This is a genomic window from Pandoraea pnomenusa (assembly GCF_040391475.1).
GTDB classification, from domain to species: domain Bacteria; phylum Pseudomonadota; class Gammaproteobacteria; order Burkholderiales; family Burkholderiaceae; genus Pandoraea; species Pandoraea pnomenusa_C.
Genome location: NZ_JBEBXS010000001.1, coordinates 474,936 through 498,151, shown reverse-complemented (window position 1 = coordinate 498,151; position 23,216 = coordinate 474,936). Strand labels below are relative to the sequence as shown.

Genomic DNA, 23,216 nt, shown 5'->3' with positions numbered 1-23,216 from the left:
TATGAAAACCTTCGGTCAGATTCTCAATGGTGTTTTGCACTGGACATTCGAAGCAGAAGAGCGCCCGGATTTTGCGCCCAATATCGAGCTGGTAGACATCACGGACCACGCTCCCACGCCGGTCGCTGGCGATATCTGGGATGGCAACAATTTTGTCAAACCCGCTGGACCGAGCGACGAGGAGCGTGCGGCCGGACTGAAGGCGCTTCGAGACACTCTCGTGACCCGGACGGATTGGCTGGTCCAACGCCATCGCGACGAGCTCGACATGCAACGTACGCCGACAATGTCAGCAGAAGCGTTTGCGGCGCTGCTTCAATATCGACAGGAACTTCGTGATCTTCCCCTCGCCGCCGGCTTTCCACACGTCGGTATGCCCACGATTCCCGAGAGCGTTGCCGCCATGATGGAGGTCTCCTAATGATCTCATCACTCTTGGCTTTCCTAGCTTCAGCAGCCGCTTTTTCCGCCATCGCGGCGGCGATCGCAACTGTGGTCTCCGTGGCCGATCGGTACTTGGCCGCAGGATTATTCTCCAGCGCGATGCCACACCGCCTGTACGCCGTCGTGACAGTTATCGCGTATCCCGCCTATGCCGTCGCGACTTGGGCAGGCGTCGTTTTTGCCGTTCTGTGTGTGAACTGGTGGGCAGTGCTGCTCGCAGATGACAACGGCAACCTGCCGCATTGGCTTCGTTGGTTCCAGACCTTCGATGCTTCGATCGACGCCGGGTGGAAGGATGGCTACTTCCCTGCCGTGTGGGGCGAGAGCGCGCACATGCGCTATGTGGCTCGGGTGCTGTGGCTCCTGCGCAATCCGGCTTATGGACTGGACTATTGGCTCTTTGGTCTGACGTTTGACGCGTCTAGTTGGCGTGTCCTGGCCAACATCGAGCGAGATGACCTGGTGCTGTTCTTGGCTGTGGGTAATGGCGTGAACCTTTATTACCACGGACGTTTCGGCGAAGCGAAAATCGGCTGGAAGGCGTGGAACTATTGGTTGGGCAACGCCTGGCGCGAAACGCCATGGGGCCCGGCTTGGCAGATTCCTGTATGTGCCACATATAACCCGTTCAAGCGACGGGTTTCGGCCGCATAGTAATTTAGAAGAAAAGACGCGGCGACGCGGTCGGTGCGCCAACACCGGCCGCGTCCCGCCCTCGCAGAAGAGTCCTGCAAGTTTGGCAAGGCCGCGTACCCCTGCAGAGGCGGCGTAAGCCTATCACATATGACGCACGATAAATGCACATCGCAACACCCATCATCCCGTGGCTTGGCGGAAAGCGCCGTCTCGCGGACAAGCTGCTACCGCTCTTTCCGCCTCACGAGTGCTATGTGGAAGTGTTTTGTGGCGGCGCAGCTCTCTACTTTCTTCGCCCGATTCCGGCTCACGTCGAGGTAATCAACGATATCAACGGCGAGTTGGTGAACCTTTACCGAGTTGTGCAGCACCACCTCGAAGAGTTCGTCCGCCAGTTCAAATGGGCGATTTCCAGTCGGCAGGTATTTGAATGGCAGAAGATGACGTCTCCGGCGACGCTTACAGACATACAGCGCGCGGCGCGCTTCTACTACTTGCAGCACCACGCCTTTGGCGGAAAAATCGACGGGCAGACATTCGGTACCGCTACGACCGCCCCGACAGTCAACCTTCTGCGCATCGAAGAGCAGCTTTCGGCTGCTCACCTGCGCCTTGCTGGTACTACCGTCGAAAACCTGTCTTGGCACGACTGCATGCGCCGCTATGACCGCGCGCATACGTTCTTCTACCTCGACCCTCCCTATTGGCAGACAGAGGGCTATGGCGTGCCGTTTGAATTTGGTGAGTATCAACGGATGGCAGCAATCATGCGGGAATGCAAGGGCAAGGTGATGTTGTCCATAAACGATCACCCCGACATCCGGGATGCCTTTGCCGGCCTCCATGTCGCAGAGTTGGACATCCGATACTCGGTGGCCAACGCACGCGGTATCCCCCAAACCAGTAAAGAACTGGTCATCATGAATTGGGAGGCGGAGGTGTTTGGCGGCCTATTCTGACTCGTTCGGGCGAAATCAAACGCGCGGGGCGTGAAATTTGCTTGCAAATGCTGGAAAATGCATCACGCTCCATTTATCGCGCGAAGTCCGGTTGGTTTGTCGCGCCGCGCTTCACCGTGGCCATGCGCAGGGCCAGGGCCCCGAGCACGCCGCCCATGAGCCAGCGCTGCACGCGAAGCCACGCGGGGCGCTGGCCGAGGAATCGGGAGATGCCGCCTGCGGACATTGCCACCGAGGCGTTCACCATCACGCTGCACACGATCTGGGTCATGCCCAGCACCAGCGACTGCGTGAGCACGCTGCCGTGCTCGGGATGCACGAACTGCGGCAGCAACGCCAGGTACAACATGGCGATCTTCGGATTGAGAACCGAGGTAAACAGGCCCATCAGGAACAGACGCCGGTTGCTGTCGCGCGACAGTGTGCGAATCTCGAACGGCGAGCGGCCGCCCGGCTTGAGTGCCTGCCATGCGAGCCAGAGCAGGTACAGGGCGCCGCCGATGCGCAGCACGTCGTAGGCGAACGGCACGGCGAAGAGCAGGGCGGTGATCCCGAAGGCCGCACACAGCATGTAGAAGACAAAGCCGAGCGCCACACCGCCGAGGGAGACGAGACCGGCCGCAGGCCCCTGGCACAGCGAGCGCGAGATCAGATACATCATGTTCGGACCCGGCGTGAGGGCCATACCGATGGCGACCAGTGCAAAGGCCAGCCAGGTCGAGAGTGCAGGCATGTTCGTGCGTCTCAAATGGGCAAGCTGCACGATACCACGCCGCCGCCGGGTTCGCCGGTTGTGTCGAACCGCTCGGTCACACGATGCGAAATCAGCCCAGCCGTTTGAGAAAGACAGTCATTTCCTTCTCGGCCTGACGATCGCCGTGCGTCTGTGCGGCCGCAATGCCCCGGGTCCACGCATCGCGCGCACCGTCGATATCGCCCGCCCCCTGGCGCGCCTTGCCGAGCAGCTTCCACGCGGCCGTGTAGGCCGGATCGAATGCCACACAGTGCGTCAGATGGTCGGCGGCGACGGCGAAGTTCTGCGCGTCCAGATAGGCCTTGCCGAGGCCGAAACGCAGCAGTGCGTTGTCCTTGCCGGCGGCCAGCAGCTTTTCGAGTCCTTCGATCATGATTTGTATATATCGACTTAATCTATAAAAAACGTACTAAGATGGCGGCACTCCCCCACGTCATCGGCAGCCTCGCGGTCATTCTCCGCGAGGTTTCCCGTTTCGGCACATAAGACTGCCGGCGCCTGAATCGGCACGCGTCGGCGGCTTGATTTGCGTCAAGCGGACGTCGTGCAATGCCTTGGCGCATGGACACGTAAACCCGCAGGATGCTCAAGTCTGCTGCGTGCAACGCCGATGTGACAAGTATTACCGGCCCATCAGAGGCCGGGACAGGGGTGGTAATCCCATTACGTATGACGGAGACGACAGCATGTTGCGTAGCTTTTCTATCAAGGCACGCCTCGGCATCACCATGGCGTTGCTGGCCGTATTGCTGATTCTGTTGGGCGCACTCGGTATCGCCGGTATGACACGCACCGGCGATGCCTTGCGCGAGACGTATGCCAATCACCTCGCCGCCACGGTGGCCCTCGGCAAGGACAATGCCACGCTGGCGCGCACACGCGCCATTCTCGACCGTGTGGTCCTGCATCCCGAATCGCCCGATGCCGACAAGGTCGCCGCCCGTGCGCGCGGGATGATCAAGGATGCCAACGCCGCGTGGGCGGCCTATCAGGCGTTGCCACGCGACAAGGAAGAGCAGCGCATGGCGGACGACGTGGCTGCCAAGCGGGTGACGTTCTTCGAAAAGGGGATGGACCCGATGCTCGTCGCCATCGACGCGCGCGACCGCACTGCGATGGACGATCTCACGATGAACGCCTTGCCGAAGTACTACGCGGCGCTCACGGCCGCCAGCGATGCGCTCGCCGCGTACAAGCTGAAGCTGGGGCAGGAGACCTATGAGGCGTCGATGACCGAGCTGGCCGCGTTCCGTTGGCTGAGCATCGGGGCGACCGTCGTCGGCGTGTTGATGGCCATCGCCTGCTATTTCTCGTTGCGCGGCGCGATCATGCGTCCGCTGGGCGAGGCGCTGGAGCACTTCGAGAGCATTTCGGCAGGTCAACTGGACAATCAGGTGGAGGTGCGCGGCAAGGATGAAATGTCGATGCTCATGCGCGGCCTCGACACGATGCAGTCGCGTCTGGCGGGCACCATTCGGGGCGTGCGGCGCAGTTGCGATGCGATGGCCACGGCCACGGCCGAAATCTCGGCAGGCAATACCGACCTGTCGGCGCGTACCGAGCAGCAGGCAGCCTCGCTGGAAGAGACGGCCTCGTCGATGGAGCAACTGACGGCTACCGTCAAGCAGAACGCCGACAATGCGCGGCAGGCGAGCCAACTGGCGTTGAACGCGTCGGATATCGCCGCGCGCGGCAATCAGGTGGTCTCTCGGGTCGTCGACACGATGCAGGGCATTTCGGCGAGTTCGTCGCAGGTGGTCGACATCATTGCGGTGATCGACGGCATTGCGTTCCAGACCAATATTCTCGCGTTGAATGCGGCGGTCGAAGCCGCCCGCGCGGGCGAGCAGGGACGAGGATTCGCGGTGGTCGCAGGCGAAGTGCGGACACTGGCGCAACGCAGCGCCACGGCGGCGCGCGAGATCAAGGGGTTGATCGAGACATCTGCCCAGAAGGTGTCGGACGGCTCGGCGCTGGTCTCGGAAGCGGGGCGTACGATGGACGAAATCCTGCAGGCCGTGCAACGTGTGACGGACATCATGGGCGAGATCTCGGCGGCCTCGGACGAGCAGAGCGGTGGCATCGAGCAGGTGAATCAGGCCGTTACGCAGATGGACATGGTCACGCAGCAGAACGCGGCGCTGGTGGAGCAGGCGGCGGCAGCGGCGGCTTCGCTGGAGGATCAGACGAATGCACTGCGTGAGGAAATGGCGCGTTTCCGGCTTGGCGACGAAGGGCAGGCAGCGGGTACCGCGAGACGGCCCGCGTTGCACGCGGTGGGCGGTACTTCGCCGCTGTCGCTGGCGGCGTGAAGTTCGGGGCGCTGCAAGCGCAAAGGAAGGGGGCGAAGGGCTGGTGCGCGGGCGTGTTCATGGCGGCAGCGCGCCGAACCGGGTAACATTGCCCATCTTTTGCTCAGTTGAGGGTGTCGAAGTATGAAGCGAGTGGCGCTGATGGCGGCGGTGGCCGTGGGGGTTCTGGCAGGTTGCGGCCCGATCAACCAGATGAGCCGGCCAGATCCGGCAGCCGGTCGATTGCTCGACCAGGGCACTGCGGCCGATCGTTTCATGGTGCTGAACTGCATCTATCACGGCTGGAGCGCGCTCACGCCGAACGTGGACTCGACGTCGTATGCGCGTCAGGGCGCGGATCGCGTGCGCGTGTATCGCGGCCCGGATGCGCAGGGCAATGCCACGTACAACCCGTACGTCGACATCATGCAGGGCGGCTTCGGCACGCGCCTGCAGTACTTCGAGACGCCCGGCAGCAATCTGCCGCGTGACTTTGAGAATACCGTCAAGCGCTGCATGGTGCCGTACTCGGGAGCCACCGACTGACGCGTACCCGAAGCGGTCGCATCATGAAAAACGCCACGGTCTCACGTGGCGTTTTTCTTTGATGGGCACGACGCATTCCTCGCCACGCTACCGTCACCCGTGGAAGTCCTCGCGGGCTTCGATCACTTCCTTCACAACGCCTTGGCGCACGAGGAAGTCGCCGAACTTCTCTCCGGCGTCGCGCTCGTTCGCATAGCGCTGGAAGAGGGGCGTGAGTTCGGCCACGATCTGATCCTCGCTGACCGACTCCTTGTAAAGCTTGTTCAGCCGCTGGCCGTGAAAGCCCGCACCCAGATACAGGTTGTACTTGCCCGCCGACTTGCCGACCAGACCGATCTCCGCGATGTACGGACGCGCGCACCCGTTCGGGCAGCCCGTCGTGCGGATCGTGATCGGCTCGCCCGCGAGGCCTGCGTCATCGAGCACCTTTTCCAGCCGCGTCACGAGGCCGGGCAGGGCGCGTTCGCTCTCGGCCAGCGCGAGGCCGCACGTCGGGAAACCCACGCACGCCATCGAGTTGATGCGCAGCGCGCTCTGGTGCTTGCCGTCGAGCAGGCCGAACGACTTCACCAACGCTTCGATCCGTGGCTTGTTCGCTTCGCTCACGCGGCCCACGATCAGGTTCTGATTGCCTGTAATGCGGAAGTCGCCCTCATGCACTTTCGCGATCTCGCGCAAACCGGTCATCAGACGGTACTCGTCCCAGTCCTTCACACGACCATTCTGGATGAACAGCGTCAGGTGCCAGAGGTCGTCCGCGCCCTTGAGCCAGCCGTACTGGTCGCCGTTGGTCGTGAAGCGGAACGGCCGCGCGGGCGCGAGATTCCACCCGAGATAGCGATTGAGTTCTTCCTTGAACCACTCCACGCCGCGGTCGTCGATCGTGTACTTCAGGCGCGCGTGCTTGCGATTTGTCCGGTCGCCGAAGTCGCGCTGCACGAGCAACACTTTCTCCGCCACGTCGACGATGCGATCGGCGGGAATGTGGCCGATCACGGTCGCCGTGCGCGGATAGGTGGCGGCGTCGCCGTGCGTCATGCCCATGCCGCCGCCGACCGAGACGTTAAAGCCTTCGAGCTTGCCGTCGTCGCCCACAATCGCAATGAACCCCAGATCGTTGGCGTAGAGATCGACGTCGTTGTTCGGCGGAATCGCAATCGCGATCTTGAACTTGCGCGGCAGATAGTGCTTGCCGTAGATCGGCTCGTGATCTTCCTTGCCCGCGCCCAGTCGCTTGTCGCCCAGCCAGATCTCGCGGTAGGCCGTGGTCTGCGGCAGCAGGTGCTGATCGATCTTCAGGCACCAGTCGAGCGCTTCGGCATGCGCCGGCGACAGGTGCGGATTGTTCGACACGAGCGTGTTGCGGTTCACGTCGCCGCACGCCGCGATACTCGTCATCGCGACTTCGTCCACGCCCTTGATGAGCGGGCGCAACTGGTGCTTGAGCACGTTGTGATACTGCACGGTCTGACGCGTGGTCAGGCGAATCGTATTACCGCCGTACTTCTGCGCGAGATCGTCGAGCTTGAGCCATTGTTCGGGCGTGCACACGCCGCCCGGCATCCGCAGACGGATCATGAACTGGTAGGCCGGCTCCAGCTTCTGCTTCTGGCGCTCGCTACGCAGGTCGCGGTCGTCCTGCATGTACGAGCCGTGGAACTTGAGCAGTTGCGCGTCTTTCTCGAAGATCGCGCCCGTGAGCGGGTCGGCCAGACCTTCGGCAATGGTGCCGCGCAGGTAGTTGCTGACGTCCTTGATCTTCTCGACTTCGGAGCGCGCCGGGGCGGCGCTGGCTTGCGTGGTTTGCGTCATGTGGGCTGTTTTATCCGGGGGCGTTGAGCGGTGAACGCGCCATCGCGCGAGGCTTGTCGCACCATCGTGCGACGTCCTGCGACGTCCTGCGACGTCCTGCGGCGTAATGGACGATGGCACGGTGGCACGGTGTGTTCAATACACGTCGCGCTGATAGCGCTTTTCGCGTTGCAACGTCTTGACGTACTCGGCCGCGCCGTCCGGTGTCAGGCCGCCATGTTCGGTCACGATGTCGATGAGGGCGGTGTTCACATCGCGCGCCATCTGTTCGGCGTCGCCGCACACGTAGAGATGCGCGCCTTCCTGCAGCCACGCGTACAGGTCCTTGCCTTGCTCGCGCATGCGGTGCTGCACGTAGACCTTGTCGCCGGTGTCGCGCGAGAAGGCGAGATCGATGCGATTGAGCGCGCCGTCTTTCACATAGCGTTGCCATTCGCGCTGATAGAGGAAGTCGGTGCGGAAGTTCCGGTCGCCGAAGAAGAGCCAATTCCTGCCGGGGGCGTCGAGCGCCTGGCGCTCTTCGACGAACGCGCGGAACGGCGCGATGCCGGTGCCCGGGCCAATCATGATGACCGGCGCGTTGCTGTCGGCAGGCAGCTTGAAGTTGCGATTGGCTTCGATGTAGACCGGCACGGTCTCGCCTTCCCGGGCGATGTCCGCGAGGTACGTCGACGCGACGCCGCGTCGCGCACGGCCGTGGCTCTCATAACGCACGGCACCCACGGTCACATGGACAGTCTCGGGGCTGGCAGCGAGGCTCGACGCGATCGAGTACAGGCGCGGCTGGAGCGTGCGCAGCGTGCCGACGAACTCGGCCGCCTTGACCTTGCGCGCCGGGAACTGGCGCACGACGTCGAGCACGTCGCGTCCGTACAGATAGTCGCGCAGGGACGCTTCGTTGCCGGCGGCAAGCAAGGCCCTGAGCTCGGTCGACTCCGCCAGTGCGGCGTACTTTTCGAGGAAGGCGCGTGAGAGGGTGGTGATGTCGTAGGCGCCGAGGAACGCGTCGCGCAGCGAGAGCGTGCTGTCCTGCGTGGTCGTCGTGGCCTGCGGATCCAGGGCGAGCGTGTCGATCAGTTCGTCGACCAGCGCGGCATCGTTCTTCACGACCACGCCGAGGGCGTCGCCCGGTTCATACGCAAGACCGGAGCCCTCGAGCGAGAGCTCCACGTGATGCACTTCCTTCGACGACCCACGTCCGGACAGGGTGATGTTCTCGATAACGGCCGCGTCGAACGGACGCTTGCGGCTGTACTGGCTGGTCGCGGCGGCCTGCGGCGCACCGCCGGTAAGGCTTTCGATCAGGCTCGGGCTGATGGCATTGCCGCCCGCGCTCGCGGGAGCGGCAATGCGGGTCAGGGCTTCAACCGCGTCTTCGATCCAGCGCTCGGCGGGGGCGTCGTAGTCGACGTCGCTGTCGACACGGGGCACGAGACGTTCGGCGCCGAGGGCTGCGAGACGGGCGTCGAAGTCCTTGCCTGCCTGGCAGAATTTCTCGTAGCTGGAGTCACCCAGGCCGAGCACGGCAAAGCGGGTGCCGTCGAGCTTGGGGGCCTTCTCGCCGTGGAGGAAGTCGTAGAAATCGCGGGCGTCATCGGGCGGCTCGCCTTCGCCCTGCGTCGACACGGCCACCAGCAGCAGCTTGTCGTTCTTCAGGCGCGACGCCTTGTAGTCGCCCATCGCGAACAGATCGACCTTGAACCCGGCAGCGGCAGCCCGCGCCTTGGCATGTTCGGCGACTTCCTGCGCATGGCCCGTCTGCGATCCGTAAAGAATCGTCAACTGCGGTGCTGCGGCGCCCGGCGCCACCGCAGCGGTCGCCGTGGCACCGGCTTGCCGGACCGAGTGATTGATACCCGCCAGGAAACCTCGCACCCAGGCGAGTTGCTCGGTGGAGAGTCCGTCGACCAATTGGCTGAGCAACTGGGCTTGCAGGGAAGAAAGGGGCGTCTCTTGCATGTCGTGCTGGGCTCCAGGGGCCGGACCAGCACGGAAGCCGAGCGGGGTGAAGCCCGTCAAGCCACCCCCAGATGGACCGGCAAGGGGATACTCAACACCATATCGGCTGGCTCTTAGAAATTAAAATAATAAAATTTAATTCCTATATATCCATTTTCCATATGAGCATAAGGCCGGGGGCATTGGGCGGGCGTGGGCAGCGTAATTGAAATACGCGTGATGACGGCACGTTCGCTGTCAATTCGACGGCAGGTGATGCGAATTCGGGGTCGGATGTGCGCACGATGCAGGTATCCCGAACGAGCGTTCGACACGGTTGGGGGCAGGGTTCGCGACGCATGCGACGGGCACCCCGCAAGTCCCCGTGTGACGGCTTTCCGGGGGGATGACCGCTGGGAAAACGTGCTATGCTCCTCGCCGTGATTGATCAGGTCCTTCCAAGCACCCCACTTGATTCTCGCAATCCGCTAATCGGTCAGGCCGTGTCGCGGAAGGTTTCGTAACCCGCTATTTCTCGAGACACTCGTAGAAAAGGTGAGCGCAAAATGAGTTTGATGGAACAATTCCAAGCGAACTCGTACCTCTTCGGCGGCAATGCCCCCTACGTCGAAGAACTGTACGAATCGTATCTTGATAATCCGGCTTCCGTGCCGGACAACTGGCGCCAGTATTTCGACGCGCTGCAAAACGTTCCCGCTGTTGATGGTTCCAACGCCAACGACGTGGCTCATGCCCCGATCGTGGAGTCGTTCGCCCAGCGCGCCAAGGCCAACGCCTTCGTGTCGCACGCCGGTGCCTCCGACCTGGCCGTTGCCCGCAAGCAGGTTCACGTGCAGTCGCTCGTGGCAGCCTATCGTTTCCTCGGCGCACGCTGGGCCAATCTGGACCCGCTCAAGCGTCAGGAACGTCCGGCCATTCCGGAACTGGAGCCCGCTTTCTACGACCTGACCGAAGCCGACATGGACAGCGTGTACTCGGCAGAGAACACGTACTTCGGTTTTGAACAGGCCAGCCTGCGCGATCTGCTCAAGGCGCTGCGCGACACGTACTGCGGCTCGATCGGTGCCGAGTACATGTACATCAGCGATCCGGTGCAAAAGCGCTGGTGGCAAGAGCGTCTGGAGAAGGTGCGTGCTACGCCCAACTTCACCGCTGACAAAAAGAAGCACATCCTGGAACGCCTGACGGCCGCCGAAGGCCTCGAGCGTTACCTGCACACCAAGTTCGTCGGCCAGAAGCGCTTCTCGCTCGAAGGCGGCGAATCGTTCATCGTGGCGATGGACGAACTCGTCCACCACGCCGGTGCGAAGGGCGTGCAGGAAATCGTGATCGGCATGGCCCACCGTGGCCGCCTGAACGTGCTGGTCAACACCCTCGGCAAGATGCCGTCGGACCTGTTCGCCGAATTCGAAGGCAAGCACGTCGACGACCTGCCCGCAGGTGACGTGAAGTACCACAAGGGCTTCTCGAGCGACGTCTCGACGAGCGGTGGCCCGGTCCACCTGTCGCTGGCGTTCAACCCGTCGCACCTGGAAATCGTGAACCCGGTGGTCGAAGGTTCGGCCAAGGCCCGTATGGACCGTCGCGGCGAAGCCGATGCAGCCAGCGTGCTGCCGGTGCAAGTGCACGGTGATGCGGCATTCGCCGGCCAGGGCGTCGTGATGGAAACGCTGAACCTCGCGCAAACGCGTGGTTACGGCACGCACGGTACCGTCCACATCGTCATCAACAACCAGATCGGCTTCACCACGTCGGATCCGCGTGACGCCCGTTCGACGACGTACTGCTCGGACGTGGTCAAGATGATCGAAGCGCCGGTGCTGCACGTGAACGGCGACGATCCGGAAGCGGTCGTGCTGGCCATGCAACTGGCCCTCGAATTCCGTCAGGAATTCAAGAAGGACGCCGTCGTGGACATCGTTTGCTATCGCAAGCTGGGCCACAACGAGCAGGACACCCCGGCGGTCACGCAGCCGCTGATGTACAAGAAGATCGCCCAACACCCGGGCACGCGCGCGCTGTACGTCGAGAAGCTGGTCACGCAAGGCGTGATCTCGGCCGAGCAGGGCGACGGCTTCGTCAAGGCCTATCGTCAGGCCATGGACGACGGTCATCACACCATCGACCCGGTGCTCTCGAACTACAAGAGCAAGTACGCCGTGGACTGGGTGCCGTTCCTGAACAAGAAGTGGACGGACGCCGGCGACACCGCCGTGCCGCTGAACGAACTCAAGCGTCTGGCCGAGCGCATCACCACGATCCCCGCGAACTTCAAGGTTCACCCGCTCGTCGAGAAGGTCATCAACGACCGTCGCAAGATGGGTGCAGGCGAGCAGCCGCTCGACTGGGGTATGGGCGAGCATCTGGCATTCGCATCGCTGGTCTCGTCGGGCTTCGCTGTGCGCCTGACCGGTCAGGATTCGGGCCGTGGCACGTTCACGCACCGTCACTCGGTGCTGCATGACCAGAACCGCGAACGTTGGAACGACGGTACGTACGTGCCGCTGCAACACGTGGCCGACGGTCAGGCGAACTTCACGGTGATCGACTCGGTGCTGTCCGAAGAGGCCGTGCTGGGCTTCGAATACGGTTACTCGACCGCCGAGCCGAACACGATGGTGCTGTGGGAAGGCCAGTTCGGCGACTTCGCCAACGGTGCACAGGTCGTGATCGACCAGTTCATCTCGAGCGGCGAAGTGAAGTGGGGCCGCGTCTCGGGCCTGACGATGCTGCTGCCGCACGGCTACGAAGGCCAGGGTCCGGAGCACTCGTCGGCACGTATCGAACGCTACCTGCAACTTTGCGCCGATACGAACATGCAAGTGGTCCAGCCGACCACGCCGGCTCAGATCTTCCACCTGCTGCGTCGTCAGATGATCCGCCAGCTGCGCAAGCCGCTGATCGTGTTCACGCCGAAGTCGCTGCTGCGCCACAAGGAAGCTGTGAGCGATCTGTCGGAACTGGCCACGGGCACGTTCAAGACGGTGATCGGTGAAACCGATGCCTCGATCGATCCGAAGAAGGTCAAGCGCGTGGTTGCCTGCTCGGGCCGCCTGTACTACGACCTGATCGCCCGCCGTCGCGAAGACAAGTCGAACGACGTCGCGATCGTCCGTGTGGAACAGCTCTACCCGTTCCCGCACAAGGCGTTCGAGAACGAGCTCAAGAAGTACGAAAACCTCGCCGAAGTGGTGTGGGCCCAGGACGAGCCGCAAAACCAGGGTCCGTGGTTCTACATCGAACACCACCTGATCGAAGCTATGGGTGCAGGTCAGAAGTTGGCTTACGCAGGTCGCGCGGCTTCGGCTTCGCCTGCCGTGGGTTACTACGCCAAGCACTACGAACAGCTCAAGGCGCTGCTCGATACCGCTTTCGGTCGCCTCAAGGGCGCGACCGTGAAGCAGTAAGCAGTCAGGTCTACAGCGGTCGTCCTCCCCCAGGGACGGCCGCTGCCGTATTTCCGAATTGAACGTTTATCGAATCCAGGATCCAGAAATGGCCATTGTTGAAGTCAAAGTCCCCCAGTTTTCCGAGTCGGTTTCCGAAGGCACGCTGCTCGACTGGAAGAAGAAAGTCGGCGAAGCCATCGCCCAAGATGAAACCGTGATCGAAGTCGAGACCGACAAGGTCGTGCTCGAAGTGCCGGCACCGGCTGCCGGCGTGATCGTCGAAGTGACCGCTGCCGCTGGCGACACCGTGACGTCGGAACAAATCATCGCCAAGATCGACACCGAAGCCAAGGCAGGCGCTGCTGCACCGGTCGCCGCCAAGCCGGCCGAAGCCGCTGCCCCGGCGGCCGCTGCTGCCCCGGCCGCTGCCCCCGCAGCCGGTGGTGCGTCGGGTGGCATCGCCAGCCCGGCCGCAGCCAAGGTGCTCGCCGAGAAGAACCTGTCGGCCACCGACGTGGCAGGCTCGGGTCGTGACGGCCGCGTGACCAAGGGCGACGCCCTGGCCGCAGGCGCCAAGCCCGCCGCTGCCGCTGCGTCGATCCCGGCACCGGCACAACGCGCCGCACTGCCGGCCGTGTCGGCTGCCGTGGGCCGCGACACGTCGCTCGAAGGCCGTCCGGAACAGCGCGTGCCGATGTCGCGTCTGCGCGCCCGTATCGCCGAGCGTCTGCTCCAGTCGCAACAGACCAACGCCATTCTGACCACGTTCAACGAGGTCAACATGAAGCCGGTGATGGATCTGCGCAACAAGTACAAGGACAAGTTCGAGAAGGAACACGGCGTGAAGCTGGGTTTCATGTCGTTCTTCGTGAAGGCGGCTGTCCACGCGCTCAAGAAGTACCCGGCCGTGAACGCCTCGATCGACGGTAACGACATCGTCTACCACGGCTACTTCGACATCGGTATCGCTGTCGGTTCGCCGCGTGGCCTGGTGGTGCCGATTCTGCGCAATGCCGACCAGATGAGCCTGGCCGACATCGAGAAGAAGATCGCCGAGTACGGCAAGAAGGCTGCCGACGGCAAGCTGTCGATCGAAGAAATGACCGGCGGTACGTTCTCGATCTCGAACGGTGGTGTGTTCGGTTCGATGCTCTCGACCCCGATCATCAACCCGCCGCAGTCGGCCATTCTGGGCGTGCACGCCACGAAGGATCGTCCGGTCGTGGAGAACGGCGAGATCGTGATCCGCCCGATGAACTACCTGGCCATGAGCTACGACCACCGCATCATCGACGGCCGCGAAGCCGTGCTGAGCCTCGTCGCCATGAAGGAAGCGCTGGAAGATCCGGCTCGCCTGCTGCTCGACCTGTAAGCGTTAGCGCGCACTGCGCGGTGTTGCCCGGCCATGCGATGCGTGGCCGGCGCGCCGCGCCTCCCCCTGCCGTCAACCTCACTGAGTCTCAAAAATGGCAAACAAAGAATTTGATGTCGTCGTTATCGGCGCCGGCCCCGGCGGTTACATCGCCGCGATCCGCGCTGCCCAACTGGGTTTCAAGGTCGCCTGCGTGGAGCAGTGGATCAACCCGACCGGCAAGATGGTGCTGGGCGGTACCTGCCTGAACGTCGGCTGCATTCCGTCGAAGGCACTGCTCGCCTCGTCGGAAGAATTCGAGAAGGTCGGTCATCACCTGGCCGATCACGGTATCACCACGTCGGATGTCAAGATCGACATCGCGAAGATGCTCACGCGCAAGCAAGGCATCGTCGACAAGATGACCGGTGGTATCGAGTTCCTGTTCAAGAAGAACAAGATCACGTGGCTCAAGGGTCACGGCAAGTTCGCCGGCAAGACGGACGCCGGTGTGCAGATCGAAGTGACGCCGGTCAAGGAAGGCGAGGGCGAAGCCGAGACGGTGACCGCCAAGAACGTGATCATCGCCACGGGTTCGAAGGCCCGTCACCTGCCGGGCATGCCGGTCGACAACAAGCTCATCTCCGATAACGAAGGTGCGCTCTCGTTCGACGTCGCGCCGAAGAAGCTGGGCGTGATCGGCGCCGGCGTGATCGGTCTGGAGCTGGGTTCGGTGTGGCGCCGTCTGGGTGCCGAAGTCACCGTGCTCGAAGCCATGCCGGAATTCCTGGCCGCCGCCGATGTCGGCGTCGCCAAGGAAGCCGCCAAGCAGTTCAAGAAGCAGGGTCTGGACATCCACGTCGGCGTGAAGGTCGACGAAGTGAAGACCGGCAAGAACAACGTCACGATCAACTACACGGACAAGGACGGCAAGGCGAACACGCTCGAAGTCGACCGTCTGATCGTGTCGGTCGGCCGCGTGCCGAACACCGACAACCTGGGTCTGGACGCCATCGGCCTCGCCGCCGACCAGCGCGGCTTCATCCCGGTGGACGACCACTGCAAGACCACCGTGCCGAACGTGTACGCGATCGGTGACGTGGTGCGTGGTCCGATGCTCGCGCACAAGGCCGAAGACGAAGGCGTGCTGGTGGCCGAAGTGATCGCCGGTCAAAAGCCGCACATCGACTACAACTGCATTCCGTGGGTGATCTACACCTCGCCGGAAATCGCCTGGGTCGGCAAGACCGAGCAGCAGCTGAAGGCCGAAGGCCGTGAATTCAAGCCGGGCCAGTTCCCGTTCGCGGCCAACGGCCGTGCGCTGGGCATGGGTTCGTCGGACGGTTTCGTGAGGGTGCTGGCCGATGCCAAGACCGACGAGATCCTCGGCGTGCACGTGATCGGCCTGAACGCCTCGGACCTGATCGCCGAAGCCGTGGTGGCAATGGAATTCAAGGCCGCGTCGGAAGACATCGGCCGCATCTGCCATCCGCACCCGTCGCTGTCGGAAGTGATGCGTGAAGCCGCCCTCGATGTCGAGAAGCGTGCACTGAACAAGTAAGCGGCTTACGCTCACTTGGCTGAACAAAGGCGAGGCGACTCGCCTTTGTTTTTTCCCGATTTCCTCTGCCCCCCGGCCTGTCGCCGCACCGCATGAACGTTCGCGAATACTACCAACAAGAGCTGGCCGAGCGCGGCTACAAGCCCGATGAGGCACAAGAGCGTGCCGTCGATCGTCTGCAACAGTGCTACGACGAATGGGCCGCCTACAAGGCCAGGCGTTCGAACACATTCAAGAAGTGGCTCGTGCACCCGGATCTGCCCAAGGGCGTGTACCTGTGGGGCGGGGTGGGGCGCGGCAAGAGCTTCCTGATGGACAGCTTCTACTCGGTGGTGCCGTTGCAGCGCAAGACGCGTCTGCACTTCCACGAGTTCATGCGCGAAGTCCATCATCAGTTGCAGGCGCTCAAAGGCTTGCCCGATCCGCTGGACGAACTCGCCAAGCGCATCGCCAAGCGTTATCGCCTGATCTGTTTCGACGAATTCCACGTGTCGGACGTGGCCGACGCGATGATCCTGCACCGGTTGCTCGCCGAGTTGTTCAAGAACGGTGTGCAGTTCGTGATGACGTCGAACTACCGTCCCGATACGCTCTACCCGGACGGCCTGCATCGCGATCGCGTGCTGCCCGCCATCCGCTTGCTCGAAGACAAGCTCGACGTGCTCAACGTCGACGCCGGCATCGATTATCGACGCCGCACACTGGCTCAGGTGCAGGTCTATCACTATCCGCTCGGCAACGATGCGAACCGTGCACTGCGCGCTGCGTTCAGCGAGATTGCCGGGGTGCCCGACGAAAGCCCGCTGCTCCATATCGAGCAGCGTGAGCTGAAGGCGCTGCGTCGCGCCGGTGGGGTGGTGTGGTTCGACTTCCACACGCTGTGCGGCGGACCACGTTCGCAGAACGATTACCTCGAACTGGCCAACCGCTTCCACACCGTCGTGCTCTCCGACGTGCCGAAGATGACGCCGCGCATGGCCTCGGAAGCGCGTCGCTTCACGTGGCTCGTCGACGTTTTCTACGACCACAAGGTCAAGCTGCTGATGTCGGCGGAAGTGCCGGCCGAGGAGCTGTACACCGAGGGAACGCTGGCGAACGAATTCACGCGAACGGTCTCGCGTCTCGTGGAAATGCAGTCGCTGGAATATCTCGAAGCGCCGCGTCGCGTGGTGGACACGTCGCTGACGTAAGGGGCGACGCCCCGGGGTCTGGCGCGCGGTGACGCTTGAATGACGTCGCGCCACGCGTGCCCGGAGCGCTGAAGATTTCCGGAGCGCCGGGCGCGCTTAGCGCCCGCGATCCCGGTCGCGTTGACGGCCGTCGGACCCTCTCGGTTGCGGCCCCGGTGGCTGCGATGGTGGTTGTCGCTGTTCGCGGATATGGTTGTAGATGTCGCCGCGCAGGTCGCCCTGCGGCCGGACCTCCTGAGGCTGGGGGCGTGACGGTCCGGGACGCGAACCGCCATGATTATCGCCGCGTCCGCCCGGACGCTCGGCACCTTGTGCGAACCAGCCCTGAAAGAAGCGGCTGTCCGACGACGCTCGGGCCGGCGCGCTCAGCGAGGCGATGGCCAACATGACGATTCCCATCATCCGGACAAGTCGGGTGTGACGCATGGTGCCACCTCCTTGTCGGTTGAATTGCCGCGTCTGGCCAATGGCATACGGATCGGACCCGCCGATCGGGCAGCATCGGATCGCATGACACAGTTGGCGGCTACGCTTCGAGAGTAAAAGGGCGCGGTCCCGCGTGCTGTAAAGATTTGTAAAGCAATGTAAGCCGGCAGGTGGGCGCAGCCTTGCGTCACCTACCATGCGCTGTTTGAGTGTGGGAGTTTTGTCATGCGTAAGCTGTCGATTGTTGCGACTTCCGTCGTGACCCTCGTTGTGGTGGTGGGGTTGCTCTTCGGCACCCCGTATTACACGCTGTGGCGCGCGCGCGACGCGGCCAATGCCCGTGATGCGGACGCGCTGTCGTCCTACGTCGACTATCCGGCCGTACGCGAGAGCCTGAAGACGAGCCTGCACGACCAGTTGGCGCGTCAGATGGACAAGCAGCACAACAACGCCTTCGGTGCGCTGGCATTGGCATTTGGCGGCTGGGTATCGGATCGGGTCGTCGAGGCGTTGCTTACGCCCGAAGCCGTGGCCGCCATGTTGCGGGGCGACAGCACCGGACTGCCGCCGGCGCCGGGCGCCCCGTCGCCCAGCGAGGCGGCGCCGCAGCCGCCGCAGAATTCGCCCGCACCGGCGCCGCAGCCCGCGCCCTCGGCCCCGGCGTCCCCGCCGAATGGCAGCGAATCGCCGGCTCCTGCGCAGGAAAGTGCGCCAGCGCGTACCATTACGCGAACCGAGTTTCAGGACTTCAACCACTTCCTCGTGCATGTGTCGCGCAGCGACCGACCGGACCGTGTGGTGACGTTCACACTCACTCGCCGCAACCTGGTGCAATGGCGCTTGACGGCGATCGCGCTGCCGCCGTTGTAAGCGTCAATCTCGTCTGCGTAGCTCCGTATTGTTGAGAAGGTCATCTTGAAAGCGATTCCAAACGCCGCGTTGTGGCGATTCGTGGGCGTTGTCGCCGTTCTGCTGGGCAATGCCGTCGCGGCGACGGCATTTGCGCAAACCGCGTCGCCGATCGGCATGTGGCGTATCGTCGACGAGACGGGCGATCCGAAGGCGCTCATTCTCATTTCGGAGCGCGATGGCGAGTATGTCGGTGCCCTCACGAAGAGTCTCGGGCGGCGCGATGCGCTCGAGCGGCGTTGCAACGACTGCACCGATGACCGACGGGGCAAGAAGCTGCAGGGCATGGAGATCATTCGCGGCCTGCGCAAGGATGGCGACGAATACACCGGCGGGAAGATTCTCGATCCGGATAGCGGCAGCGAATACGGCGTCAGGATGCGGCTTGTCGACGGGGGAAAAAAGCTCGAAGTTCGAGGCTATTTCGGCATCTCCCTGCTCGGCCGGACGCAGACGTGGATTCGCGAGCCGTGACAGCAGGTATCGCGTCGTAACGTTTCATATCGCCTTCATACCGCCTTCACACCGCCGCATCTTTTGCCGCAACGCGGTGGCAATTCGGCATCCTCCCATGTGTGGCTTGACGTGACTTCCGGCTAGAGGACTTCCTCAGCACGGCGTCACGCCTTTGGCGTAATCTTCAAAGCGACTCACACGTGAGACGTGGCGCGCGAGCGCACAGACAACGGCTTTCGTGAGTCCTACGACAATCAATTCCGTATCTGGGAGGATGACAATCATGCAGCAGATTTCGAACGCAACATCGTGGCGACGGTTGGGCGCGCAGGCGCTCGTGGCAGTGGCGTTGTTGGGTGGCGTCGCGAAGGCCGTCATGGCCGCCGACAGCATGTCGCCGGTGGGTGTCTGGCAGACGATCGACGACAACACGAAGCAACCCAAAGCTCTCGTGACGATTTCCGAGCAGAACGGCGAACTGGTCGGCGTGATTACCAAGGGATTGGGCCCGAACGACGATCCCGAGCGCGTTTGCACGAAGTGCACGGATTCGCGAAAGGATCAGAAGATGCTGGGCATGCAGATCCTTAGCGGCATGCGCAAGGACGGCGATGCCTACAGCGGCGGCAAGATTCTCGATCCGGAAAACGGCAAGGAATATAGCTGCAAGATGACGGTGACGGACGACGGCAAGAAGCTCGACGTTCGTGGCTTCATCGGGATTTCGCTGCTGGGTCGTACGCAGACCTGGAATCGCGTGCAGTAACGTCGGCGGCGCGGCGCACGCGCCATCGTGACAAATGGCCTCGGACATTCGTTGTCCGGGGCTTTTTTCATGGGGCGCAATGACGGGGGGCAACGCGTCAGGTGTAGCGTGATGAACGATTGCGTTCGTGCAGGGCAGGCGAGGTGGCTGGGACGACAAGAAAATAAGGATGCCGAATTATTAGAGCCATCCCACCGACCGGTCGCGACAAGCACGACGTGATGGCACGACAAAACGCGGGCAGTGTCGCTTCACTGTCCGGGCTTGCCGACGTCGTCCGGGCCTGCACCCTTCGGACGTTCCCCCCCTCGCGATCTTGCTACAGCAATCCCTTGCCCTACTTGGCCAGTCCGCCGAGCAGTCCGGTGACCGGCGCCAGCAATCCGGCGGTGCCGCCGCTGCTGCCGGCCCCCGTGCTGGCGAGGGACGTAAGCGGCGTGGTGACGGTACTCAGCAATGTTGTCAGCGGCGCGAGCGCGTTGGCTGCGCCACCCGTACCTGTGCCCCCGGTCGTGCTCGTCACGCCGCCCAGCAGGCCGGTAACGGCGCCCAGCGGGTTGCTGCCCGCCGAGCCCGAGCTGCCGCCAAGTCCGCCGAGCAGGCCCGTGACCGCGCCTGGCGGATTACCGCTACCCGACGATCCCGTCGCGCCGCCCAGGCCGCCAAGCAAACCGGTCAGTGCGCCGAGCGGATTGCTCCCGCTCGCAGTGGTCGGGGTGACTGTCGTGTTGCCTACGTTGGCCAAGACATTGCCCAGGGCATTCGGGTTTGTCGCGCTGGTGCTGCCCGAGAGCAACCCGCCCGCGCTGGTCACCGTATTGCCGAGCGCCAGGAGTGGATTTCCGAGACTGGCGACGACGGCGTTCGGCGCTGCGCCCTTGACCTGCAACCCGGCCGAATTCAGCGCGCCGCCCAGTGTGCCGAGCAGACCGGCCACTGGCGTGCCCAGTCCGGTGGTGTTGCCCACTGTCTGCGTCGTCGTCACCACCGTGTTCGTGATGGGCGAGATGGCCGAAGAGAGCGCCGTCGTGGCCTGCACGACGGGGGCACTCGTGAGGGCCTGGGTCAACGCCGCGCCGCCGCTCACGCCGCCCTGACCGACGGTGGTCACGACATTGCCGAGCACGCCCGTGAGCGAGTCGACCGGCGTATTCGCGAGCGGTCCGCTCTTGCCGATGCCCGCGATGCCGCTGCCGAGCGACTTGCCAGCATTCCCCAGATCGGACACCACGTTGCCCGTGCTTGCGAGCGTGGTGCCGACCGGGTTGGTGCCGGACTGGCCGAGCTGGCCGAGGCCACTGCCCACGCCCGTGCCGAGATCGGTCACGGCGTTGCCTGTCTGGGAGAGGGCGCCGCCGAAGCCTTGCGTGACCTGCGGCGACGCACCGGGGATCGTCGTACTCGACACCTGATTGCCGATGGCGCTCACGACCGAACCGACCGAACTCACCACACCGTTGCTGGTGGTCGTCGGATTCGTTGGATTGGTCGGATTGGTCGGCGTGTTCGGGTTTGTCGGGCTGTTGGGGTTGGTTGGTGTATTCGACGTCGCGCCGCTGCCGCCGCCCGAACTCGAACAACCGGTGACACCGACGACGCCCGCCACGACGGCAGCGAGTATCGCGGGGTGCAGAATCTTCGTCATGAAAGTTCTCCTCGATGGGCGGCGTCGTACCGACGCGATGGCCGTCTGGCGTTTCATACGCCTGGCCTTGACGGCTGTGCGCCCGGATTACGCTTTCGTTGTCGTGTTCCGGCTGCCGGAGACCAGACCGGCGATGTCCTGATCCGCTTCGAAGCGAAGCCGGAACGTCTCGCTCTTCAGCGTGCGAATGCTCTGCACCAGAAAGTCATGAATGGCCGCGAGTTCGCTGTGATCGTAGGCGGCGCTCACGGCCGTGAGTTCGCGCGAGACCGAAGACAGGAACTGCTCGATCTGCGCACAGCGCTCCTCGATGGGGTGAATCATCACCATGCGACGGTCGTGGGGATTCTTCTCGCGCTCGACGAAGCCCGCGCGCTCCAGCCGGTCGATGACGGTGGTAATGCCGCCCGAGCTCACACCCATGAGTTCGGCGAGCTGCCCGGCCGTGATCGATTCGAGTTCGAGGATCAGGTCGAGCGCGTTCAGATCGGTCACGTTCAGGCCGAGCTGCTCGGCCAACGCTGCGTGATAGAGGGCGGTGTACACGGCCAGCCGGCGTCCGAGCGTGCGGACGATGCCGGCGACGAGATCGTTTCGGTTCGTATGTCGGTCGCTCATGGTGCCGTGTGTTCCGTTGAGCGGGGAGGCTGTAGACGTCGCCCCGGAAGCGGCGCCGGACTCGGTGCCGTACGTGTTGTGGTTGTGGCTGGTGGTATCGCGCATTGCCGCGGGTTCGGCGTATTGGGAGGCGGAGTCGTCATGACCGCGCATCAGAACGCCGGTGTCGGATATGAAGCGGGTCATGACATCTCCTTATCGATGATTGACTTCAGGGGTCTCGGCGCCAGACACGCAGCGGCGTATCTGGCGCGCGCTTCCTGCTACTTCCTTCTGCTTCCTGCTGTTTCCTGCTATGTCCGACGATTACTTGCCGACGCTTGCAACGCTGCCGAGCAGGCCGGTCACCGGGGCGAGCAGGCCGCCGAGACCGCCACTGCTGCTGCCCGAGCTGCCGCCGGCGGCGCTGGTCACGCCCGAGAGCAGATTCGTCACGGGGGCCAGCGGGCTGCTACTGCTGCCGCTGCCGCCCGAGGCTGCACCGCTCACACCGCTGAGCAAGTTCGTGACCGGCGCGAGCGGGCTGCTCGAGCCGCTGGCTCCGCCCAGCAGTCCGGTGACCGAGGCGAGCGGGTTCGACGCGTTACCGCCCGCCGCCGTGTTGCCGAGATTGCCCAGCAGCGAGCCGAACGGGTTGGCCGAGCCGGTGGAGGTCGAGCCGTTCAGGAGCGAGCCGACGCCGGAGACCGTGTTGCCTGTGGCGATCACCGTGTTACCCAGTGCCGTCACCACGCCGTTCGACGACGTGCCCTTGACCGACGTGCCGACGGTACCGACCGTGTTGCCCAGCGTCGTCAGCAGGTTCTGAACCGGGCCGCCAAGGCCCGTGGTGTTGCCCACCGTGCGCGTGGTGTCGGAGAGCACGTTCGTGACCGGATTGATCGCTGCCGACAGCGTGGAAGTGACTTGCGTCACTGGCCCACCCGTGAAGGCCTGCTTCAGGATCGCGCCCCCGGCGATGCCACCCTGGCCGACCGTGCCGACCAGGTTGCCGACTGCGCCGGTGATCGTGTCGACGGGCGTGCCGGCCAGCGGACCGCTCTTGCCGATGCCGGCGATTCCGCTGCCCAGCGATACGCCCGCCTGGCCCAGATCCGTCACCGCGTTGCCGCTACTGGCAAGCGTGATGCCCACCGTATCGGCCGACGTGCCGGATTGGCCGAGGCCGGCGCTCACGCCGTTGCCGAGGTCGGTCACGGCATTGCCGGTGCTTTTGAGCGCACCACCGAAGCCTTGCGACGCCTGCGCCGAGACGAGCGGCAGTTGCGTGCTGGCGACCTGATCGCCCAGTGCGCTCACGACGTTGCCGACGGAGCTGACGACACCGCCTGCGTTGGTGGCCGTAGTGCCTACGGCGTTCTGGGTACCGGTGGTGCCCGTCGAGGTGGTGCCGCTGCCGCCGCCGCCGCTGGAGCATCCGGTCAGGGCGATGGCCGCGATGGCGGCCGAAGCGAGGAGGGTGCGTTGAAGTGCGTTCGTCATGATGTCTATCTCCCTGGATCGT

20 protein-coding genes are annotated in these 23,216 nt (G+C 63.6%); 12 read left to right on the top strand and 8 right to left on the bottom strand.

The genetic code is table 11. The features are described 5' to 3' along the window. Position 1 precedes the first annotated feature (1 nt). From ABWO90_RS02060 to ABWO90_RS02050, 3 genes are all read left to right on the top strand, one after another. On the top strand, positions 2–421 hold the full coding sequence (locus tag ABWO90_RS02060; RefSeq protein ID WP_353189522.1) for a phage tail assembly chaperone: 420 nt from the start codon (positions 2–4) through the stop codon (positions 419–421). Beyond that, positions 421–1,098 carry a DUF7338 family protein gene (locus ABWO90_RS02055; protein ID WP_353189521.1) on the top strand — a complete coding sequence of 226 codons (678 nt, stop codon included), beginning with the start codon at positions 421–423 and terminating at the stop codon, positions 1,096–1,098. The genes ABWO90_RS02060 and ABWO90_RS02055 overlap by 1 nt, the downstream gene beginning before the upstream one ends. 149 nt (positions 1,099–1,247) lie before the next feature. After that, complete coding sequence (locus ABWO90_RS02050) at positions 1,248–2,039, top strand: DNA adenine methylase (protein ID WP_353189673.1); 792 nt, start codon at positions 1,248–1,250, stop codon at positions 2,037–2,039. A 73-nt stretch (positions 2,040–2,112) separates the two neighbouring features. Here ABWO90_RS02050 and ABWO90_RS02045 read toward each other — a convergent pair whose 3' ends face one another. Both ABWO90_RS02045 and ABWO90_RS02040 read right to left on the bottom strand, forming a co-directional pair. Next, complete coding sequence (locus ABWO90_RS02045) at positions 2,113–2,772, bottom strand: LysE family translocator (RefSeq protein ID WP_353189520.1); 660 nt, start codon at positions 2,770–2,772, stop codon at positions 2,113–2,115. A 91-nt stretch (positions 2,773–2,863) separates the two neighbouring features. Continuing rightward, entirely contained in the window at positions 2,864–3,166 is a 303-nt protein-coding gene (locus ABWO90_RS02040) for a hypothetical protein (RefSeq protein ID WP_353189519.1), read from the bottom strand. A gap of 313 nt (positions 3,167–3,479) precedes the next feature. Between ABWO90_RS02040 and ABWO90_RS02035 the strand changes: the two genes are divergently transcribed. Both ABWO90_RS02035 and ABWO90_RS02030 read left to right on the top strand, forming a co-directional pair. Next, the gene (locus ABWO90_RS02035; protein WP_353189518.1) at positions 3,480–5,105 is read left to right on the top strand and encodes a methyl-accepting chemotaxis protein; all 1,626 of its coding nucleotides are present in this window, start codon (positions 3,480–3,482) and stop codon (positions 5,103–5,105) included. Between the two features lie 123 nt (positions 5,106–5,228). Then, positions 5,229–5,630, top strand: coding sequence for a hypothetical protein (locus ABWO90_RS02030; RefSeq protein WP_353189517.1), 402 nt, complete (start codon positions 5,229–5,231; stop codon positions 5,628–5,630). A gap of 93 nt (positions 5,631–5,723) precedes the next feature. Here ABWO90_RS02030 and ABWO90_RS02025 read toward each other — a convergent pair whose 3' ends face one another. Further along, complete coding sequence (locus tag ABWO90_RS02025) at positions 5,724–7,442, bottom strand: NADPH-dependent assimilatory sulfite reductase hemoprotein subunit (RefSeq protein ID WP_353189516.1); 1,719 nt, start codon at positions 7,440–7,442, stop codon at positions 5,724–5,726. A gap of 135 nt (positions 7,443–7,577) precedes the next feature. Beyond that, complete coding sequence (locus ABWO90_RS02020) at positions 7,578–9,401, bottom strand: assimilatory sulfite reductase (NADPH) flavoprotein subunit (protein ID WP_353189515.1); 1,824 nt, start codon at positions 9,399–9,401, stop codon at positions 7,578–7,580. Between the two features lie 545 nt (positions 9,402–9,946). On the opposite strand from ABWO90_RS02020, the gene ABWO90_RS02015 reads away from it, so the two are divergent. The 4 genes from ABWO90_RS02015 to zapE all read left to right on the top strand — a co-directional run bounded on the left by ABWO90_RS02015 (position 9,947) and on the right by zapE (position 16,892). Next, the gene (locus tag ABWO90_RS02015) at positions 9,947–12,808 is read left to right on the top strand and encodes a 2-oxoglutarate dehydrogenase E1 component (RefSeq protein ID WP_353189514.1); all 2,862 of its coding nucleotides are present in this window, start codon (positions 9,947–9,949) and stop codon (positions 12,806–12,808) included. Positions 12,809–12,896: 88 nt separating this feature from the next. Further along, positions 12,897–14,162, top strand: a complete 1,266-nt coding sequence (gene odhB / locus ABWO90_RS02010; protein WP_353189513.1) for a 2-oxoglutarate dehydrogenase complex dihydrolipoyllysine-residue succinyltransferase — start codon at positions 12,897–12,899, stop codon at positions 14,160–14,162. Positions 14,163–14,256: 94 nt separating this feature from the next. Beyond that, complete coding sequence (gene lpdA / locus ABWO90_RS02005; RefSeq protein ID WP_353189512.1) at positions 14,257–15,702, top strand: dihydrolipoyl dehydrogenase; 1,446 nt, start codon at positions 14,257–14,259, stop codon at positions 15,700–15,702. Between the two features lie 92 nt (positions 15,703–15,794). Continuing rightward, entirely contained in the window at positions 15,795–16,892 is a 1,098-nt protein-coding gene (zapE, locus tag ABWO90_RS02000; RefSeq protein ID WP_353189511.1) for a cell division protein ZapE, read from the top strand. Between the two features lie 96 nt (positions 16,893–16,988). On the opposite strand, the gene ABWO90_RS01995 is transcribed toward zapE, so the two are convergent. Beyond that, positions 16,989–17,318, bottom strand: a complete 330-nt coding sequence (locus ABWO90_RS01995; protein ID WP_353189510.1) for a hypothetical protein — start codon at positions 17,316–17,318, stop codon at positions 16,989–16,991. 225 nt (positions 17,319–17,543) lie between these two features. Here ABWO90_RS01995 and ABWO90_RS01990 point away from each other — a divergent pair, with 225 nt between their 5' ends. From ABWO90_RS01990 to ABWO90_RS01980, 3 genes are all read left to right on the top strand, one after another. Next, positions 17,544–18,188, top strand: a complete 645-nt coding sequence (locus ABWO90_RS01990) for a DUF2939 domain-containing protein (protein ID WP_353189509.1) — start codon at positions 17,544–17,546, stop codon at positions 18,186–18,188. Positions 18,189–18,242: 54 nt separating this feature from the next. Then, on the top strand, positions 18,243–18,701 hold the full coding sequence (locus ABWO90_RS01985; protein ID WP_353189672.1) for a DUF2147 domain-containing protein: 459 nt from the start codon (positions 18,243–18,245) through the stop codon (positions 18,699–18,701). Positions 18,702–18,966: 265 nt separating this feature from the next. Continuing rightward, positions 18,967–19,449 (top strand): DUF2147 domain-containing protein, encoded by a 483-nt coding sequence (locus ABWO90_RS01980; RefSeq protein ID WP_353189508.1) that lies wholly within the window; start codon positions 18,967–18,969, stop codon positions 19,447–19,449. A 337-nt stretch (positions 19,450–19,786) separates the two neighbouring features. On the opposite strand, the gene ABWO90_RS01975 is transcribed toward ABWO90_RS01980, so the two are convergent. From ABWO90_RS01975 to ABWO90_RS01965, 3 genes are all read right to left on the bottom strand, one after another. Further along, positions 19,787–21,094, bottom strand: a complete 1,308-nt coding sequence (locus tag ABWO90_RS01975; RefSeq protein WP_353189507.1) for a collagen-like triple helix repeat-containing protein — start codon at positions 21,092–21,094, stop codon at positions 19,787–19,789. Between the two features lie 87 nt (positions 21,095–21,181). Further along, positions 21,182–21,898, bottom strand: coding sequence for a MarR family winged helix-turn-helix transcriptional regulator (locus ABWO90_RS01970; protein WP_353189506.1), 717 nt, complete (start codon positions 21,896–21,898; stop codon positions 21,182–21,184). Positions 21,899–22,018: 120 nt separating this feature from the next. Next, positions 22,019–23,194, bottom strand: coding sequence for a collagen-like triple helix repeat-containing protein (locus ABWO90_RS01965; RefSeq protein ID WP_353189505.1), 1,176 nt, complete (start codon positions 23,192–23,194; stop codon positions 22,019–22,021). Between the last annotated feature and the right edge of the window lie 22 nt (positions 23,195–23,216).

Bases quoted from the DNA above. Each gene is read 5' to 3' on its own strand.
- ABWO90_RS02015 (WP_353189514.1), top strand. From the start codon at position 9,947: ATGAGTTTGATGGAACAATTCCAAGCGAACTCGTACCTCTTCGGCGGC.
- ABWO90_RS02060 (WP_353189522.1), top strand. From the start codon at position 2: ATGAAAACCTTCGGTCAGATTCTCAATGGTGTTTTGCACTGGACATTC.
- ABWO90_RS02055 (WP_353189521.1), top strand. From the start codon at position 421: ATGATCTCATCACTCTTGGCTTTCCTAGCTTCAGCAGCCGCTTTTTCC.
- lpdA (WP_353189512.1), top strand. From the start codon at position 14,257: ATGGCAAACAAAGAATTTGATGTCGTCGTTATCGGCGCCGGCCCCGGC.
- ABWO90_RS01965 (WP_353189505.1), bottom strand. From the start codon at position 23,194: ATGACGAACGCACTTCAACGCACCCTCCTCGCTTCGGCCGCCATCGCG.
- ABWO90_RS01990 (WP_353189509.1), top strand. From the start codon at position 17,544: ATGCGTAAGCTGTCGATTGTTGCGACTTCCGTCGTGACCCTCGTTGTG.
- ABWO90_RS02040 (WP_353189519.1), bottom strand. From the start codon at position 3,166: ATGATCGAAGGACTCGAAAAGCTGCTGGCCGCCGGCAAGGACAACGCA.
- ABWO90_RS02035 (WP_353189518.1), top strand. From the start codon at position 3,480: ATGTTGCGTAGCTTTTCTATCAAGGCACGCCTCGGCATCACCATGGCG.
- ABWO90_RS01975 (WP_353189507.1), bottom strand. From the start codon at position 21,094: ATGACGAAGATTCTGCACCCCGCGATACTCGCTGCCGTCGTGGCGGGC.
- ABWO90_RS02025 (WP_353189516.1), bottom strand. From the start codon at position 7,442: ATGACGCAAACCACGCAAGCCAGCGCCGCCCCGGCGCGCTCCGAAGTC.
- ABWO90_RS02045 (WP_353189520.1), bottom strand. From the start codon at position 2,772: ATGCCTGCACTCTCGACCTGGCTGGCCTTTGCACTGGTCGCCATCGGT.
- ABWO90_RS01995 (WP_353189510.1), bottom strand. From the start codon at position 17,318: ATGCGTCACACCCGACTTGTCCGGATGATGGGAATCGTCATGTTGGCC.
- odhB (WP_353189513.1), top strand. From the start codon at position 12,897: ATGGCCATTGTTGAAGTCAAAGTCCCCCAGTTTTCCGAGTCGGTTTCC.
- ABWO90_RS01970 (WP_353189506.1), bottom strand. From the start codon at position 21,898: ATGACCCGCTTCATATCCGACACCGGCGTTCTGATGCGCGGTCATGAC.
- ABWO90_RS01980 (WP_353189508.1), top strand. From the start codon at position 18,967: ATGCAGCAGATTTCGAACGCAACATCGTGGCGACGGTTGGGCGCGCAG.
- ABWO90_RS02030 (WP_353189517.1), top strand. From the start codon at position 5,229: ATGAAGCGAGTGGCGCTGATGGCGGCGGTGGCCGTGGGGGTTCTGGCA.
- zapE (WP_353189511.1), top strand. From the start codon at position 15,795: ATGAACGTTCGCGAATACTACCAACAAGAGCTGGCCGAGCGCGGCTAC.
- ABWO90_RS02020 (WP_353189515.1), bottom strand. From the start codon at position 9,401: ATGCAAGAGACGCCCCTTTCTTCCCTGCAAGCCCAGTTGCTCAGCCAA.